Below are 16,316 nucleotides of genomic sequence, written 5' to 3' on the forward strand. Positions count from 1 at the left end.
CGAGCCCTTTTCACCGAAGACGGTACAAGGTGTCCGTATGAGCGTCACCATCCCGATCGTCGCGACGGAGGAGGTACTGGGTGGGAAACCTCGGATCGAGGGGACACGAATCGGCGTCTACCAGGTCGGCACACTCCGGCGTGACGCCGGGTGGTCGCGTGAGGAGCTCGCCGTGGAGTTCGACCTCGACGACGACGAGATCGACGCGGCACTCGAGTACTACGACACGCACTCGGACGAGATGGCGGCGATCGAGGCGTCGCGCGAGGAGGCCGTGTCGGCGATCCGGGATCGAAGCCGTGCCCCGGAGTGAACTCCGACTCCTGTGCGACCAGAACGTCGCGCGACGGTACGTCTCCGGGTTCCGTTCGGCGTCCGACTTCGCGGTCGCGACGGTTCGGGAGCGACTCGACCCGCGTGCCGCCGACGCGGACATCGCGGCGGACGCCGTCGAGAACGGACTCGTCGTGTTCACCAGTGACGACGACTTCTTCCGCATCGACACACGGTGTGGTCGGATACACTACGCACAGGAGGCCGCTCCCGAGGTGGGAACGGTCGTCGACGCCGTCCGAGCCGTCGCCGACGCGTACGACGACCACGGACTGATCGTCGAACACGTGCCAGACGGGTGGATCTGATCGAGTCGGGGGTCGCACCGACCCGACGGGACACCTACCCCACCACTCCCGCACCGCACACGCACGACCCACCCGACACTTATCTCCTCGCTGTGCGTCGCCAGAGCCGTGTCGGACCCCTTCGTCGTGATCGGCGGGGACGCCGCCGGTCTCAGTGCCGCCAGCAAGTGTAAGCGCACGGACCCGGACAGAGACGTGCTCGTCTTCGAGAAGGGCCGGTGGGTGTCGTACGCCCACTGCGGGATGCCCTACTACGTCAAAGGCGAGGTCGACGACCTGCTGTCGCTCACCACGCTCTCCCCCGACGAGGTGACGGAGCGCGGGATCGACCTCAGACGGGAACACGAGGTGACGGCGATCGACACGGCACGGCGAACCGTCACCGTCGACCCGGTCGACGGAGAGCCGTTCGAGCAGTCGTACGGGGACCTCCTCGTCGCCACCGGCGCGCGGGCGATCGCACCGATCGACGGCGTCGACCGCGACGGGGTGTTCACGCTCCACCACATGGACTCGGCGGCCGCGCTGCGGGCGTTCCTCGAACCACCGGGCGCGATCGACCCGGAGACGGTCGGAAACGGGTACACGGACACCGCGTACGTCCAGGCGTACGCCGAGCGCGAGCAGCCGGCGACGGCGGCCGTCGTCGGCGGCGGCTACGTCGGGATCGAGACCTGCGAGGCGTTGGCGGCGTGGGGGCTCGACGTCCACCTGTTCCAGCGTGGGCCGGCGGTGCTGCCTCCGTTCGGCGAGGCGGTGAGCGAGGCCGTCGCGACGGAACTCCGCGAGCAAGGGGTACAACTCCACCTCGACTGCGAAGTTCGGGCGCTGGTCGGTGACGAGGGAGACGACAGTGCCCTCACGAGCGTCGCACACACGGACGGGGAGACGCCGGTCGATCTGGCGGTCGTGGGTGTCGGCGTCCAGCCGAACGCCGAGATCGCGGCCGACGCGGGGATCGAGACGGCGGCGGCGGGTGCGGTCGCCGTCGACGATTACGGGCGGACGAGCGTGCCGGACGTGTACGCCGCGGGAGACTGTGCGGTCGCGGAGCACGTCGTCACCGGCGAGCGGACGTGGGTCCCGCTGGGGCTGACGGCGAACCGGGCCGGCCGAGCGGTCGGCGCGACGGTCGGTGGCGACCCGACGCCGACCGGCGGCGTCGCCGGAACGGCCGCGGTGAAGGCGTTCGAGGTAGAGTGTGGTCGGACTGGTCTCCTCGACCACGAGGCGGCCCGCGAGGCGGGGTTCGACCCCGTGAGCGAGACGGTGACCGCGAACTCCCGGTCGGGGTACTACCCCGGGGCGGCGGACACGACCGTGACGCTGTGTGCGGACCGCGTGAGCGGGCGGCTCCTCGGCGGCAGCGTCGTCGGCGCGGACCGCGCCGCGGTGCGGATCGACACGGTCGCGACGGCACTCGAAGGTGGCCTGACCGTCGCCGAACTCGAACGGACGGATCTCGCGTACGCACCGCCGTTCTCGCCCGTGTGGGACCCGGTGTTGGTCGCCGCGAAGGTGTTGGCCGGCGAGGTGGCGTGAGATCGGCGACGGAGTCGGGAAGGCGCCGAAGCGAGCGGTAGTGAAGCTTGTGGATTCTGTGGGTTTCAAGAGCCTGCCCGACGTGTCTCACGTTCCATGCGGAAGAACGAACTCCTCCACGTCCACGGGCTCCTGTTGGGGATCGCCCGAGAGTTCACCGAGCGTGACGTGGTGGCCGACGACGCACTCGACACGTACCGCGAGCTGGGGGTGACGCCGATGTCGTTGCGTGCGGCCCGCGACGACCACGCCGAGGCAGTCCTGGAGTTGGGCGGAGCGCTGGCGGCGGCAGTCGACGACGGTGACGGCGACGAGGCCGAGCGAACTCCCTCCGAAGGTGGCGTGTCCGACGGGGAGGGGTCCGACGAGGAGACAGTCGACGAGAGTGGTCGTGTGACGACGGAGTCGAGTTGAGCAGTTTTCGTTGTCGGTGTCGCTGCAGTTGGAACCCGTGTTTCGTAAGGTAGTTCCGACGAGCGGTCGCTAGCGGTTGGCGACGATGGTGTTGGGTGGGATCCAGAGTTTCAAGCTGGTAACGATGCTGCTGTTGATACTTCCGGGATTCGCTGGGACGAAGCTCTATCTCCAGCAGGTGAACAAGAGAGATCGATACGCCGAAATCGATCGGTTCGAGACTGTGGTCGTCAGTGTCACCGTGAGTCTCGTCGGGCTGGTGATCCTCTACCTGATCCACTGGCTGTCGTTCGGGGTAACCTCGTCTGGGGTTCCGCTTGCGACTCCACCCGGGTGGGCAGAACTGGCCGATCGAGTCGAGACACCACTGGGACTGCTGTTCAACTACCTCTTACTGCTCACGTTCGTCTGCGGAGGTGCGTTCGTTTTCGGGCGGAGGGGTGCTTTCATCTCGAAGGTTCCAGCAGCGTCAAACAAGATCTGGCGTACACTACTTGGGTCCGTAGAGATAGGCACCAGCCGAAACGTGAGAGTCAAAACCAACAGTGGGGATGTCATCGTCGGTGAACTCGCTGCCTGGGATCACGATCCACGTGAGTTGGTGCTACGAGAGCCGAGAGTAGTCGGAGAAGACGGCGAGTCGAAGGAACCCTCTGGAGCACGCGTGTACCTCGCCGAGAGCGAGATTGCCCGTATTTCAGTCGACGAGCCTGGTCTCGACGAGAGGCACGTCGGCGATGGTGACACAGAGCCCGACGAGGATACCGAGCGGCTCGAGAGACGAGTCGACGACGAGAAGTGACGAGCCGGACGTCACCGGTGACTGGCCGTCCGTGACAGACAGGCTCCCCCAACAACGCCCCGACCAGAGACCGCCACCGACAAGTCGAGACGCCTCCACGCACCCGCTATGTCACTGGAGGGGTACTGGGGTGTCGGTCCGAAGACGGCCGACACGCTTCGGGAGTCGCTCGGCGAGGAGGCGGCGGTTGCGGCCATCGAGTCGGCGGACGTGCGCGCGCTCACGGACGCCGGGGTCACGCCGGGGCGTGCGACCCGAATCCTGCGGCGTGCGACCGGCGAGGGGGCGATGGACGCCCTCGCGACGCGCGACGCTCGCAGCGTCTACGACGACCTGTTGGACCTCGCGGCAGAGTACGCCGTGACGCGTCACGCCGCCGACCGGATTCGCGTGCTCACCCCGCTGCCCGATCGCGCGGCCCGGGAGACGCGGCTCGACGAGGTCGCGGCCGCTCGCGACGCCTGGGAGCGACTCGGCGAGTCGAGCCGCGAGGCGGTCGTCGCAGCCTTCGACGAGTACGACGAGGCCGGCGGCACCGACCGGGCCGCCGTCGAGGCCGTGCTCGACCTCCGTGCGGCCGGGTTGACCGGCGACACCTTCGACGCACTCGGCGGCGTCGACGAGACGGCACTCCGGGAGGCGGCCGACGCCCTCCGGTACCTCGACGGCGACGAGGTGGCGACGGGGGCAGACGACCGGCTGGATCGACTCCGAGAGCGGCGCGACGCTGCCGCGGAGTTGGCCGACTCCGCACTCGACGTGGTCGAGAGCGTCCGCGAACGCGGAGCACGCGACGCCGACGCGTTCCAGTCGGCCGCGGTGGAGTACGTGGCGACGGAGACCGGCGTCGGGAGCGCGGAGGTGCGTGCCGTCGCCCCCGACGAGGCCAGAGACGCCGCGGACTTCGTCGGCGAGACGCTGCGCGGGCTCGTCGACGACCTCGAGGGGCGGGTGACCGACCGCGCCGCGACGGTGCGCGAGGAGTTACGTAGCGCCGTCGACGGTGCCGACACAGACGTGGAGACGGCCGTCGGGGCGGTCGACGACATCGCGTTCCGACTGTCGCTGGCGCGGTTCGCCGCCGCACACGAGTTGATCCGGCCGCGGCTCGGCGGCGACGGGGTCGCCGTCGTGGCCGCGCGCAACCTCACGCTCCAGGGAGAGGTACAGCCGATCACGTACGCGGTCGGCGACCACGACCTCGCCGCCGGCGAGTTGGAGTCGGGACGGACGAGTCTCCCCGCTGGCGACCGCGTGACGGTGTTGACGGGCGCGAACTCCGGTGGGAAGACGACGCTGCTGGAGACGCTGTGTCAGGTGACGCTGCTGGCGGCGATGGGGCTACCGGTGCCGGCCGACGCGGCGACCGTCGGCGACTTCGACAGCGTCGTCTTCCACCGGCGCCACGCCTCGTTCAACGCCGGGGTGTTGGAGTCGACACTGCGGTCAATCGTTCCGCCGTTGTCCGGCGACGGCCGGACGCTGATGCTCGTCGACGAGTTCGAGGCGATCACGGAACCCGGACGGGCCGCGGACCTCCTGAACGGACTCGTCGAGTTGACCGTCGACCGCGGTGCGGTCGGCGTGTACGTCACTCACCTCGCGGAAGACCTCTCGCCGCTACCGGACGCCGCCCGAATCGACGGCATCTTCGCCGAGGGGTTGACCGACGACCTGGACCTGCGGGTGGACTACCAGCCGCGGTTCGGCAGTCTCGGGAAGTCGACGCCGGAGTTCATCGTCTCGCGGCTGGTCGCCAACGCCGACGACCGGACGGACAGACGGGGGTTCGAACGGCTCGCCGCCGCCGTCGGCGAGGAGGCCGTCCAGCAGACGCTCGCGGACGGCGACTGGGAGCCAGACGGCGAGTGAGACGCTCGGACTGCGAGAGAGACAGAGAGGGAAGGCGTCGACCGCCGGTGACTCACGGAGACCGGGCTCGTGGTGACGCCTCGACTCGCTGTGGGTCGCGGACCGCCCGCTCGAAGTTGTCGAACAGTCGCTTCGCCTCGCAGGCGGCCGCGTAGTGCTCCTCGGTGATCCCCGTCAAGACGGCGTCGACGCGCTCGTCGGCGAGGCGGTCGCGTTTCCCTTCGGTCACCTCGCGGGCCGTCTCGCGGTCGTACTCTGGGTGGAACTGGACGCCCCAACAGCGTCCCCGACGGAAGGCGTGGACGCCGTACTCGTTGCACGCCAGTTCGACGGCGTCGTCCGGCAGTTCGACGACCGTGTCGCCGTGGGTCGTGAAGACGGTGAACGACTCGTCGATGCCGTCGAACAGGGTGTCGCCGTCGTGCCGGACCTCGTTGTAGCCGATCTCGAAGTCGTCCATCCCCGCGACGCGCCCGCCGAGTGCCTCCGCGAGCACCTGGTGGCCGTAACAGACGCCCAGGATCGGGAGCCCGGCGTCGGCGGCGTCCTCCACCCAGTCGAGCAACTCCGCGATCCACGCCTCGTCCCAGTACACCGACGAGCGCGAGCCGGTGATCACGGCGGCGTCGAACTCGCCGGCACCGGGGGTCGCGGCGGTGTCGGGGTCGACGGGCGGCGGCAACTCGGCGGCGTTCGCGTCGAACTCGACGAGCGTCGCGTCGAACTCCCGGCGGAAGTTCCGCGACGTGTTGTCGTCGTCGTGGGCCGCGTGCAACAGGGCGAATCGCAGGTCGGTCACGGTACCCACCACTCGGCGACTCGCGTGGAAGTGTCTTGCGCGCCGCGACGGCGGTGGTCGTCGCGCGGTGACCCACGAGCGAGTGCCGTCGTGTCGTGGCTCACGAGTCGGCGTCGACGGGACGGGACCCCGTCGAATCACCGGATCGGTCGTCGGCATCACCGGTAGTCGAGTCGTCGGCATCACCGGATCGGTCGTCGGCATCACCGGATCGGTCGTCGGCATCACCGGATCGGTCGTCGGCATCACCGGATCGGTCGTCGGCATCACCGGTAGTCGAGTCGTCGGCCTCACCGGTGGTCGAGTCGTCGGCCTCACCGGTGGTCGAGTCGTCGGCCTCACCGGTGGTCGAGTCGTCGGCCTCACCGGTGGTCGAGTCGCGGGTGTCGTCGACACCCGAGTCGCGACTCCCGTCGGACGTCGACTCGTGAGTCCCACCGAAACTCGACGTCCCGATCTCGTCGGGTCTCGATCCGCCGCTCCCGTCGGCAGACGCCCCGCCACTCTCACCACCAGTGTCGCCGACGAGTCGTCGTGCGAGTTGGCTCAGTCGGCGGTACGCGAGGTCGACGAAGAGACCCGTGAGGAATGCGAGTCCGGCGAGGAGTCGGCGACTCGCCTCGCTCCCCTCGCCGGTGACGCTCTCCGGGAGCAGCAGCGCCGCGAACAGGTACGTGCCGGCGGCCAGCGGGAGCGCGGCGAGGACGCGGATCGTCCAGTCGGTGAGCCGCTCGGCCGTCGGACCGACGTTCACCACGCGGGTGAACGTGTACCCCAGCGCGCCGAGCGTGGCGTACGTGTAGACGAACGGCGGGACGGTCGGCGTCACCGCGCCGGCCGAGAGTCCCGCCAGCGGGTCGGGGACGAACCCCGGGAGCCGAGCGGCGTCGACGGTCGCCGAGACGACGACCGCCGTCAGCACCGCCTGGAGTGCCAGCATCGTCGCCGTCCGGAGCGTGTACCGGCTCCGATCACCGGTCGACGGAGCCGGAGTCCCGCCGTCGAACGGCTCCGTACTCGGGTTCTCGTCACTCGGAAGGGTCTCCGGAGCCTCGCCGTCCGACTCCGTCGGCACCTCCGAGTGCGATCCCGACGACTCCGCCGACGGTGAGCCGTCGCCCACGCCCGATCCGTCTCGTCGCGCCGTCACGTTGGGTACGTGTAGCCGCGAGAGAAAGTAGTTTGTGGCACACCGCATCGAAACTGGGGACGGCCACTCACTCGCCGAGGAACGCGTGGAGACGGTCGTTCACCGGGCGGGCTGCCTCGATCCCGACGAGGTGGCCGGCGTCGTCGATCCCGACGAACTCCCCGCCGGGGAGGTCACGCGCCAACGCCTCGCCCGCCGCTGGCGGACAGATCTCGTCTGCACGCCCGTGGACCACCAGGGCGTCGTTCGTCACCTCGTACAGCCAGTCCGTCGCGTCCGCCTCGCGCAGCGCCGCCGCCTGCGCGGTCCGTGCGTCCGGCGTCGCGTCCTCGTCGCCGCGCCACCCGACGATCCGGTCGACGGCCTCGGGCCGAGCCTCGCGGAACGACGCCGACAGCGCCGTCTCCGTCGTCGCCCGCAGCGCCGCCTCGTCGGCCGGATCGGCCGCCAGTGCTTCGGTGTCGTACTCCGTCCCCGCCGGGGGCGTCCCGAGCAACACGAGTTTCTCCGGGCGCGCCAGTCGGCGTGCGGCGTGGACGGCGACGAGCCCACCGAGTCCCGCGCCGACGAGGTGTGCCGAGCGGACGCCCACGTCCGCCAACACCGCCTCCAGGTCGCCGACGAGATCCGTCACGTCGTACGGCCCCGCCGGGGCGTCCGAGCGGCCACAGCCGCGGGTGGTCGGGACGACCGTCTCGAACGGCCCCGCGAGCGACCCCGCCTGCCAGGCCCACTGCCACGGCCCGAACCCGAGGTCCCCGAGGAAGACGACCGTCTCGGTCCCGTCGACGCTCCCCCGTCCGTCCGTCTCGTAGTAGATCCGACAGTCTCCGGCAGTCGCGTACGGCACACCCGTCGGTTCCGCTCCCGGCGAGTTGAACGTAGCGGTCCGACACCTGCGAGGGTCGTGGCGAGCGATCGGAACGCCGGTGACGGATCGTCGCAGGAACGTCAGTGGCGGGAGTGGCGCGCCCGTGGGCGGGTTCCGCAAGTGGCACACGAGTGTAGACCCGTGAAGTACCTCGGGGACAGGCCCCGAGGCACTCGCCCTGCTCGACCTGTAGAAGACACTTAACGGGGCGTCGCGTAACGAGTGTGTGTCGGACCGTAACTACTCGCCGGTCGGACGGGGCGGGAGCCCCGGCCGACCGGTGCTGGGGGAGCACAGTGCCGACTCCGGGCGCCGCCTCGCGGCGTCGGGAGCGGTAGATCGTGACCACGACGAGGAGGGTGCGGGCAACGACGGCGAGTCGAGCGGCGACGCGAGCGGAGACGACGCGACGGGGAGCGCGGACGAGGAGCGAGACCGTGCCGTCGCGACCGCCGCGGGGATGGCCCACGACCTGCGGAACTCGTTGAACGTCCTCTCCGGGTCGTTGGACGACCTCGCGGCGGACGAGGACGCGGACTCGGCGACCGTCGACCGGTGTCGCACCGCCGTCGACCGGATGGAGACGTTGATCGACGACCACCTCACGCTCGCCAGAGTCGGCGAGGCGGCCGTCGAGACGGAGCGTGTGTCCGTCCGCGCGGCGGCCGCGACCGCCTGGGAGACGGTCCGGACCGACCGTGCGCGCCTCGTCGTCGAGACGGACGCCGTCGTCGTCGCCGACGAGTCGCGGCTCGTCGGCCTCTTCGAGAACCTGTTCCGCAACGCCGTCGAGCACGGGACGGAGACGGGTGCGGCACGGTCGACGACCGAGGAGGCGTCGAGCGACGGCGACGCCGGCGATCGCGAGACTGGAGCGAGCGAGCGCGACGAGGACGAGGTGTCGAGCGTCGACCCGTCGGTGACGGTGACGGTCCGGTGGGTCGACGGCGGGCTCGCCGTCGACGACGACGGGCCGGGAGTCCCCGAGGAGTTGCGCGCGACCGTGTTCGAACCGGGGTACACGACCGCTCGCGACGGGACCGGGCTGGGGCTCGCCATCGTCGCGACGGTCGCGGACGCTCACGGCTGGGTGGTGCGCGTCGCCGACAGTCCCACCGGCGGGGCTCGCGTCGTCTGCGACGGCGTCGAGCGCGTCGACGGGTGAGCCACGAGCCACGTCCACACGCGACCGGAACGCTCATTCGCGGCTCGTCCCAGTGACGACCGTGAGCGACGACTCGCTACGACTCGGCGATCTGCCGGACGACGCCGACCCGGCCGCGGTGGCCGACGCCGTCGAGGCGCGCGCCGACCGCGACCCCGCACGCATCGCCGTCGACGTGGACCGCACCCTCACCACCGGCGAGGGCGACCCGTGGTGGGAGGACGGACTCGGCGCGGAGCCGGACGAACACGTCCTCGACGTGGTGGACGAACTGTACTCGCGGGGCCACACGATCATCGTCTGGACCGCCCGCCCGTGGCGCGTCGCCGACGAGACCGTCGGCTGGCTCACGGCCCACGGCGTCCGCTACCACGGGCTCCGGATGGAGAAGGGGTCGAGTGACGTGTACCTCGACGACAAGGCCGTGAACGTCGAACGACTCTGAATCGGGCCGACGGTGGGTTGAAGCGTCCGCCGGTCGTCCCGGTCGGTCGTGCACCTCGTCGTCGACTACGGCGGTGTCGTCGTCCACCACGACGACCCCCACGAGCAGGCCGCGCAGATACTCGGCGTCGACCCCGAGACGGAGATGCGCCGCGTCGCGCTGCCGTACTTCGCGTACCAGCGTGGCTTCCTCCAGAGTACCGCGGAGTACCTCGATCTCCTCGAGACGGTGACGGGTGCCTCGCCCGCCGCGTGCCGGGAGTACCTCGACGAGCGGTGGCTCGACCCAGAGCTACCGGACGTACACGCCGACGTCCTCCGTGACCTCGCCGCCGATCACACCCTGCTCCTGTTCGGGAACGCGGTCCAGCCGTGGGTAGAGACGGTGTTGACCGACCACGGCGTGCGCGAGTGGTTCGACGAGCTGGTCGTCTCCTCCGCGATCCAGCGAGCGAAGCCACACCCGCGCGGCTACGTCGCGTGTCTCTCGGAGGCCGACACTGACCGACCGGTCGCGATGATCAGCGACGAGTACGACGAGGACCTGCTGATGGCCGAGACCGTCGGGATGCGGTCCGTGTGGGTCGAACGGGACGGCGTGGAGCCGTTTCGAGAACCGGACTACCGCGTGGACGGACTCGCCGGGTTCCCGGCCGTAGTCGCGGAGATGACCGAGTGAGCGCTCACGATGCCAGTCCGACCGTCTCCCGGTAGGAGCCGTACTGCCGCTCGAACACGTCCATGATCTCGCCCATCGTCGCGTACGCCTTCACCGCGTCGACGATGTACGGCATCACGTTCTCGTCGGTGTCCAGGGCGTCGTCCAACGCCGCCAGTGCCGCCCGCACCTCCTCGTCGTCGCGCTCCTCTTTGACGGATTCGAGCCGCTCCAGTTGCCGGTCTTGGACCTCCTCGTCGACGGACAGCAGGTCCGGCTCCGTGTCCTCCTCGATCTCGTACTGGTTGACGCCGACGACGACCTCCTCGCCCGCGTCGACACGCTCCTGGTACTCGTAGCTGGACTCCTGGATCTCGCGGTGGAAGTACCCCTCGTTGATCCCGGTCAACACGCCGTCGCGGACGGAGCCGTCGCCCATCTCCTTGATCTCCTCGATGTACGCCATCGCCTTCTCCTCGACCTCGTCGGTGAGGCTCTCCACCATGAACGAGCCCGCCAGCGGGTCGACGGAGTCGGCCGCGCCGGACTCTTCGGCGATGATCTGCTGGGTACGCAACGCGACGCGGACGGCCTTCTCCGAGGGGAGCGCCAGCGCCTCGTCGAAGGAGTTCGTGTGGAGACTCTGGGTACCGCCCAGCACGCCCGCCAACGCCTGGATCGTCACCCGGACGATGTTGTTCAGCGGCTGTTGGGCCGTCAGCGACTGCCCCGCTGTCTGGGTGTGGAACTTCAGCCGCTTGGACTCCGGCTTCTCGGCGTCGTACCACTCGCCCATCACGCGCTGGTAGATCCGTCGTGCCGCCCGGAACTTCGCCACCTCCTCGAAGATGGAGTTGTGCGAGTTGAAGAAGAAGGACAGCTGTGGCGCGAACTCGTCGACGTCGAGCCCGCGGTCGAGCGCGTCCTCGACGTACGCGAACCCGTCCGCCAGTGTGAAGGCGAGTTCCTGGATCGCCGTCGAGCCGGCCTCGCGGATGTGGTACCCGGAGATGGAGATGGGGTACAGCTTCGGCGTCTCCTCGACCGCGAACTCGACGGTGTCCGTGACGATGTCCAGCGACGGCTCCGGGGGGATCACCCACTCCTTCTGCGCGATGAACTCCTTGAGCATGTCGTTTTGCATGGTGCCGCGGAGCTGGTCGCGGTCGACCCCCTGCTGGTCGGCGAGGGCGATGTACATCGCGTAGATCACCGGCGCACTCGGGTTGATCGTGAAGGAGGTCGACACCTCGTCCAAGTCGATCCCGTCGAAGAGGATCTCCATGTCACGCAGCGTGTCGACGGCGACGCCCTCCTTGCCGACTTCCCCGTCCGCGAGCGGGTCGTCGGAGTCTTTCCCCATCAGCGTCGGCATGTCGAACGCCGTCGAGAGCCCCGTCTGGCCGTTGTCGGTGAGGTAGTGGAACCGCTCGTTGGTCTCCTCTGCGGTACCGAACCCGGCGAACTGTCGCATCGTCCACGTCCGGCCGCGGTACATCGTCGGGTACGGGCCGCGCGTGTACGGCTCCTCGCCGGGGAACCCGATGTCCTCCTCGAAGTCGACGTCGGCCACGTCCTCGGGGCCGTACAGGCGGTCGACTTCGAGGTTCGAGACGGTCGCGAACCGGTCTTTCCGTTCGCCGTGGCGGTCCAACACCGGGTCGCGCGTCTCCGTCTCCCACTCCTCGCGGGACTCGCGGATCGACGCGAGGTCGTCCTCGTCGTACATGGACGGAGAGAGTGTCGTCGGGAGGTTAACCGTTCGGGTCGATCGTTCACTCGTCTCCGTGTTCCGGTCCGCTACGGCGGGTTGTGGGCGGTTCCGCCGGGAACGGGTGGACGGCAGCCGGGCGGGCGGCGACGCTCGGCTGTCGGGGCGGTGGTGTCCTCACTCCCCGACGACGCGGCTCGCGACGGCGAGGGCTGCGACCACCGCCCCCGGTGCCAGCAGCGCGAGGAGCACCAGCGGGGGCGACACGCCCGCCTCCGTCGCGGAACTCGTGTCGGCTCGCGCCGCTCCGGCGGTCGCGTCGCCCGACTCGGTCCTCGACCGCGCCTCGGTCGTCGTCCCCGCGTCGGTGGGCGCCGCGCGGACCGCCAGGGTCACCCGGTCGCCGACGCCACGTGGGATCGACAGCGAGAGGTCGTACTCGCCGGGCGGGAGCGGGCCGTCCGGCGCCGCCGTCGTCTCGACACCGGTGACGCGCCCGCTCTCGGCCGTGACCGGCGGAGTGTCGCGTCCGTCCGCGACGGCGGCGGTGTCGAGGCGGAGCCGGACGCGCCCGTCCTCGTCGTCGGCGAACCGGACGACGAGTTCGAACGCCTCGGGACCGGCGACACGCAGCGTCGCGGCGTCGACACGGTGGAGGTTCGCGTCCACGGCGACGGCGTCGCCGCTCGTCGTGGGTGCCGGTGGCGACTGGAAGGCGACGAACTGGTGGGCACCGGCGACGCCGACGAGGAGCCAGCAGACGGGGACCACGACCGCCACTCGTGTCGCGCCGCGCGTTCGCATCTCGTCTCTCCGTCCGCCGTACGCGGCGATAAACCTGTGGGCGCCGACGGAGTCGAGTGGATCACGTCACTCCGTCCGCGGGACGGCGACGGCACCGACGGCGAAGAAGACGACGGCCAGCGCCGCGAGCACCGCGAGGTTCCCGACGGTCCCCAGCGGCGGTGTCGACAGCGTCGTCCCCGCGGGGTCGAACGTCAGCGTCCGCACGCCGCGAGCGAAGTACGTCAGCGGCGAGAGGTACTCCACGGTGCCGAACCAGTCGGGCAACAGCGACGGTGTGAGGAACGTGTCCGAGAGGAACAACAACGGCAGGGCGATGGTGTTCGAGGCCGCGATCACGCCGTCTTGAGAGTCCGCCACGCGGCCGAGGATCGCGCCGAATCCACAGAACAGCACGACGGCGAGCGCGACGAACGGGACGAGCAACAGCGTCTCGACGGTCAGCGGGACCCCGGCGCCCGTCAGCGACACCACCAGCAGGAGGATCAGCAGGCTGGCGGCGCCGATGACGCCGAGGTTGACGAGGGTGTGTGCGGCGAGCCACTCCCCGCGGGACAGCGGCGTCGTCGCGAGCTTCTCGAAGCGGTGGTCGTCGCGGTGGCGCGCGATCTCGGAGCCGACCCGCGACAGCGGCGTGAACAACACCACCGTCGCGAGGTAGCCCGGGACGTAGTACGACGCCGGCGCGGCGAACAGCCCGCCACCGCCGGGCTGGGTCCGGACCAGTGCCCCGAAGACGACGACGAGGATCACCGGGAAGAAGAAGGTGAAGAACACGGCGGTCTTCCGCCGGAGGAAGGACCGCGCTGCAGCCGTCGCCTCCGCACGCACCCGTCCGACGCGGGTCACGCGTCCACCTCCTCGGCCGCGTCGTCACCGCCACCCGCCACGTCGCCACGCTCGTCTGACGTGTCGTTGGCGGCGGGGTCACCCTCGGCAGCGTCGACACCCGTCGCGGCGACCGCGCTCGCGCCGGGACGGGACAGTCCCGCGAACGTCTCGCCGGTGAGCCGGAGGTAGGCGTCCTCCAACCCCGGTTCGGCCCACGTCAGCGACTCGTAGTCGACACTCGCCGCCTCGAGCGTGTCCACGATCGCCGCAATCTCGTCCGGACCGACACCCTCGACGGCGACCTCGCCGTCGCCGACGGCGACCGCGAAGTCGGCCGCCCGGAGTGCCTCCGCGGCCGGGTCGGTCGGTGCCGTGTCGGTCGCAGTCGTGTCGGACGCGGCCGTGTCGGTCGCGACGGCGTCGGGCGCGTCGTCGCCGGGAGCGCGGTCGGTGTCTGCACCGGGAGTGAGGTCGGTCTCCTCGCGGTCACGGACGCCGATCACGAGTCGCGGCGGCCCGGCGTGGTCGGCCACCAACTCCGCCGGCGGGCCGACGGCGACGAGTCGCCCCTCCCGGAGCAGTCCGACGCGGTCGCTGAGTCGTTCGATCTCCGTCATCGAGTGGCTCGTCAACACGACGGCGGTGCCGGCGTCTGCGAGCGACTCCACCAACCCCCAGACGGCGCGACGGCCCGCCGGGTCGATCCCGGTCGTCGGCTCGTCCAAGAACAGCAGGTCCGGGTCGTTGACCAGGGCCGCACCGACACATGCGCGGCGCTTCTGGCCCCCGGAGAGGTCCTCGTACCAGGTGTCGGCGGCGTCCGTCAGCCCCACGTCGGCGAGCACGTCCGCGACGGCGCGCGACTCGTCGTACAGGCCGGCGTAGTAGGCGAGCAGCTCGCGGACCGTGAGTCGCCCCGCGGGGGCGAACTCCTGTGGGAGCAGGCCGATCCGCGAGCGGTCGCTCTCGGCCGGCGGCGTGCCGAACACCGACACCGTCCCCTCGACGCGCGTCGTCCCCGTCAGCGCCCGGACGAGTGTCGTCTTCCCGGCGCCGTTGGGGCCGACCAGGCCGAACACCTCGCCCGCGGCCACCTCGACGGAGACGCCGTCGAGTGCCACCGTGTCGCCGTAGGTCTTCCGCACCCCCGCGGCGCGGACGACCGGCTCCTCGCTCATACCGGACGGTCGCCGCCTGCCGCGCCTAAGCGTGTCGAAGCGCGTGTCCGACGGCGACCGTCAACCACCTCGACGCGGTCGGACCATCGAAATTGTGATGCCACACCGGACGGCGGCCGCGGGTGGCGAAGCGCCTACACTCGTGGACACCGAAGTGTGCCCGTGCCACTGGGAGACCGCCTACGTCGCGCCGTCCGCCAGCAGGCCCGGAAAGCCGGGCGACAGTACGCCGAGAGCGTCCGGGCGTACCGCGAGGGGCGAGACGGCGACGGCGCCGGCGGCGACGGCGACGACGGCGGCGAGGGCAGCGACGGGAGAGACGGCGGTGCAGGCGCCGACCCGCCGCCGGAGGACGCCGAACGGGTCCCGCCCGCGACGTTCGACCTGCCGGACGACGGGGACGGCGCCGCACGGATCGTCTGCCGGCGCCACGTCGAGCGGCGCGCGGTCCCCGTCGACGAGGCGGGCCGTCCCGACTGTTTCGAGGCCGGGAACCCCGACTGCGAGGGGTGTCGCGAGGACGTGTGTGAGGGCCGTGTCGAGACCTGGTGATCGTCACCGAGACACGGAACGGGAGAGACCGCGCGACGGAGTCGCCACCGGTTCCCGCGGCGCGGTGTCACCCGCCGAGGAAGTCCTGCCGGACCGTCTCGTCGGCCAGCAGCGCGTCGCCGTCGTCCTCGTAGCGGTTCTCCCCGCTCACGAGCACGTAGCCGCGGTCACACCGCCGGAGCGCCTCCTTGGCGTTCTGCTCGACCATCAGGATCGCCGTCCCGGTGTCGTTGATCTCGTCGACCTTGTCGAACATCTCCTCGACCAGGTCCGGCGCCAGCCCGGCGGACGGCTCGTCGAGGAGGAGCATCTCCGGGGACAACATCAGCGCCCGCCCCATCGCGAGCATCTGCTGTTGACCCCCGCTCATCGTCCCCGCCTTCTGGTCTTGCCGTTCCTCCAGGATGGGGAAGCGGGCGAACACCTCGTCCAACGCGTCCTGTGGCGTCTCGTCGAGGATGTACGCACCCATCTCGAGGTTCTCGCGGACGGTCAACGCGCCGAACACGTTGTCGTTCTGCGGAACGTAGCCGAGTCCCTCGTAGATGATCTCCTCGGGGTTCATCCCGGTGATGTCCGTCCCGTCGAAGGTGACGGTGCCACCCATGTGACTCGTCAACCCGAAGACGGACTTCATCACCGTCGACTTGCCGGCGCCGTTCGGGCCGACGATGGTGACGTACTCCCCGTCGCGAACGTCCATGTCGACGTCCGAGAGGATCTGGAGGTCGCCGTAGCCGGCGTCGAGCGAGCGCACCTGCAACAGGGCGTCCTCCCACGTGTCGATCTGCGTGGCCGCACCCGCGTGCTCGCTACTCGTCCCGTCGGCTCCGCTCGGCGCGCCACCCGTGCCCGACGGATCGTCGGTCGTCGCCGCGTCCC

General features: G+C 70.3%; 18 protein-coding genes. 10 read left to right on the forward strand and 8 right to left on the reverse strand.

What is annotated here, in order from left to right; translation table 11 throughout:
• Positions 1 to 37: 37 nt before the first annotated feature.
• From RYH80_RS07390 to RYH80_RS07415, 6 genes are all read left to right on the forward strand, one after another.
• Positions 38 to 313 carry a DUF433 domain-containing protein gene (locus RYH80_RS07390; protein WP_370903215.1) on the forward strand — a complete coding sequence of 92 codons (276 nt, stop codon included), beginning with the start codon at positions 38 to 40 and terminating at the stop codon, positions 311 to 313.
• Positions 300 to 641 (forward strand): DUF5615 family PIN-like protein, encoded by a 342-nt coding sequence (locus tag RYH80_RS07395; protein ID WP_370903216.1) that lies wholly within the window; start codon positions 300 to 302, stop codon positions 639 to 641. The genes RYH80_RS07390 and RYH80_RS07395 overlap by 14 nt, the downstream gene beginning before the upstream one ends.
• 108 nt (positions 642 to 749) lie before the next feature.
• The gene (locus RYH80_RS07400; RefSeq protein WP_370903217.1) at positions 750 to 2,183 is read left to right on the forward strand and encodes an FAD-dependent oxidoreductase; all 1,434 of its coding nucleotides are present in this window, start codon (positions 750 to 752) and stop codon (positions 2,181 to 2,183) included.
• A gap of 96 nt (positions 2,184 to 2,279) precedes the next feature.
• Entirely contained in the window at positions 2,280 to 2,597 is a 318-nt protein-coding gene (locus RYH80_RS07405; protein ID WP_370903218.1) for a UPF0058 family protein, read from the forward strand.
• Between the two features lie 85 nt (positions 2,598 to 2,682).
• A complete protein-coding gene (locus tag RYH80_RS07410; RefSeq protein ID WP_370903219.1) occupies positions 2,683 to 3,399 on the forward strand; it encodes a DUF6338 family protein in 717 nt (238 codons plus the stop codon).
• A gap of 108 nt (positions 3,400 to 3,507) precedes the next feature.
• Positions 3,508 to 5,271, forward strand: coding sequence for a DNA mismatch repair protein (locus RYH80_RS07415; RefSeq protein ID WP_370903220.1), 1,764 nt, complete (start codon positions 3,508 to 3,510; stop codon positions 5,269 to 5,271).
• Between the two features lie 52 nt (positions 5,272 to 5,323).
• Here the strand turns inward: RYH80_RS07415 and RYH80_RS07420 are convergent, their stop codons facing one another.
• The 3 genes from RYH80_RS07420 to RYH80_RS07430 all read right to left on the reverse strand — a co-directional run bounded on the left by RYH80_RS07420 (position 5,324) and on the right by RYH80_RS07430 (position 8,070).
• Entirely contained in the window at positions 5,324 to 6,070 is a 747-nt protein-coding gene (locus RYH80_RS07420) for a type 1 glutamine amidotransferase (protein ID WP_370903221.1), read from the reverse strand.
• A 100-nt stretch (positions 6,071 to 6,170) separates the two neighbouring features.
• Positions 6,171 to 7,220: a hypothetical protein gene (locus RYH80_RS07425; RefSeq protein WP_370903222.1), complete on the reverse strand. Its 1,050-nt coding sequence runs from the start codon at positions 7,218 to 7,220 to the stop codon at positions 6,171 to 6,173.
• 67 nt (positions 7,221 to 7,287) lie between these two features.
• Positions 7,288 to 8,070, reverse strand: a complete 783-nt coding sequence (locus tag RYH80_RS07430; protein ID WP_370903223.1) for an alpha/beta fold hydrolase — start codon at positions 8,068 to 8,070, stop codon at positions 7,288 to 7,290.
• Positions 8,071 to 8,317: 247 nt separating this feature from the next.
• Here RYH80_RS07430 and RYH80_RS07435 point away from each other — a divergent pair, with 247 nt between their 5' ends.
• The 3 genes from RYH80_RS07435 (at position 8,318) to RYH80_RS07445 (ending at position 10,379) form a co-directional block, all read left to right on the forward strand.
• The gene (locus RYH80_RS07435) at positions 8,318 to 9,256 is read left to right on the forward strand and encodes a sensor histidine kinase (RefSeq protein WP_370903224.1); all 939 of its coding nucleotides are present in this window, start codon (positions 8,318 to 8,320) and stop codon (positions 9,254 to 9,256) included.
• Between the two features lie 61 nt (positions 9,257 to 9,317).
• Complete coding sequence (locus tag RYH80_RS07440; protein ID WP_370903225.1) at positions 9,318 to 9,701, forward strand: hypothetical protein; 384 nt, start codon at positions 9,318 to 9,320, stop codon at positions 9,699 to 9,701.
• A 48-nt stretch (positions 9,702 to 9,749) separates the two neighbouring features.
• Positions 9,750 to 10,379 (forward strand): HAD family hydrolase, encoded by a 630-nt coding sequence (locus tag RYH80_RS07445; RefSeq protein WP_370903226.1) that lies wholly within the window; start codon positions 9,750 to 9,752, stop codon positions 10,377 to 10,379.
• A 4-nt stretch (positions 10,380 to 10,383) separates the two neighbouring features.
• On the opposite strand, the gene RYH80_RS07450 is transcribed toward RYH80_RS07445, so the two are convergent.
• The 4 genes from RYH80_RS07450 to RYH80_RS07465 form a co-directional block, all read right to left on the reverse strand.
• The gene (locus tag RYH80_RS07450; RefSeq protein ID WP_370903227.1) at positions 10,384 to 12,087 is read right to left on the reverse strand and encodes an acyl-CoA mutase large subunit family protein; all 1,704 of its coding nucleotides are present in this window, start codon (positions 12,085 to 12,087) and stop codon (positions 10,384 to 10,386) included.
• Positions 12,088 to 12,246: 159 nt separating this feature from the next.
• Positions 12,247 to 12,873, reverse strand: a complete 627-nt coding sequence (locus tag RYH80_RS07455; protein WP_370903228.1) for a hypothetical protein — start codon at positions 12,871 to 12,873, stop codon at positions 12,247 to 12,249.
• Positions 12,874 to 12,939: 66 nt separating this feature from the next.
• Positions 12,940 to 13,722, reverse strand: a complete 783-nt coding sequence (locus tag RYH80_RS07460; protein WP_370903229.1) for an ABC transporter permease — start codon at positions 13,720 to 13,722, stop codon at positions 12,940 to 12,942.
• Positions 13,719 to 14,882: an ABC transporter ATP-binding protein gene (locus tag RYH80_RS07465; protein WP_370903230.1), complete on the reverse strand. Its 1,164-nt coding sequence runs from the start codon at positions 14,880 to 14,882 to the stop codon at positions 13,719 to 13,721. The genes RYH80_RS07460 and RYH80_RS07465 overlap by 4 nt, the downstream gene beginning before the upstream one ends.
• Positions 14,883 to 15,050: 168 nt before the next feature.
• Between RYH80_RS07465 and RYH80_RS07470 the strand changes: the two genes are divergently transcribed.
• Positions 15,051 to 15,434, forward strand: a complete 384-nt coding sequence (locus tag RYH80_RS07470; RefSeq protein WP_370904678.1) for a DUF7091 family protein — start codon at positions 15,051 to 15,053, stop codon at positions 15,432 to 15,434.
• Positions 15,435 to 15,501: 67 nt separating this feature from the next.
• Here the strand turns inward: RYH80_RS07470 and RYH80_RS07475 are convergent, their stop codons facing one another.
• On the reverse strand, positions 15,502 to 16,221 hold the full coding sequence (locus RYH80_RS07475) for an ABC transporter ATP-binding protein (RefSeq protein ID WP_370904679.1): 720 nt from the start codon (positions 16,219 to 16,221) through the stop codon (positions 15,502 to 15,504).
• Between the last annotated feature and the right edge of the window lie 95 nt (positions 16,222 to 16,316).

Origin of the sequence: Halobaculum sp. MBLA0147 (assembly GCF_041361345.1) — an archaeon.
In the GTDB taxonomy this organism is placed as follows: domain Archaea; phylum Halobacteriota; class Halobacteria; order Halobacteriales; family Haloferacaceae; genus JAHENP01.

What these genes read in the sequence shown, in the direction of transcription:
- RYH80_RS07465 (WP_370903230.1), bottom strand. Translation starts at nt 14,882, where the DNA reads ATGAGCGAGGAGCCGGTCGTCCGCGCCGCGGGGGTGCGGAAGACCTAC.
- RYH80_RS07410 (WP_370903219.1), top strand. Translation starts at nt 2,683, where the DNA reads ATGGTGTTGGGTGGGATCCAGAGTTTCAAGCTGGTAACGATGCTGCTG.
- RYH80_RS07390 (WP_370903215.1), top strand. Translation starts at nt 38, where the DNA reads ATGAGCGTCACCATCCCGATCGTCGCGACGGAGGAGGTACTGGGTGGG.
- RYH80_RS07450 (WP_370903227.1), bottom strand. Translation starts at nt 12,087, where the DNA reads ATGTACGACGAGGACGACCTCGCGTCGATCCGCGAGTCCCGCGAGGAG.
- RYH80_RS07415 (WP_370903220.1), top strand. Translation starts at nt 3,508, where the DNA reads ATGTCACTGGAGGGGTACTGGGGTGTCGGTCCGAAGACGGCCGACACG.
- RYH80_RS07405 (WP_370903218.1), top strand. Translation starts at nt 2,280, where the DNA reads ATGCGGAAGAACGAACTCCTCCACGTCCACGGGCTCCTGTTGGGGATC.
- RYH80_RS07455 (WP_370903228.1), bottom strand. Translation starts at nt 12,873, where the DNA reads ATGCGAACGCGCGGCGCGACACGAGTGGCGGTCGTGGTCCCCGTCTGC.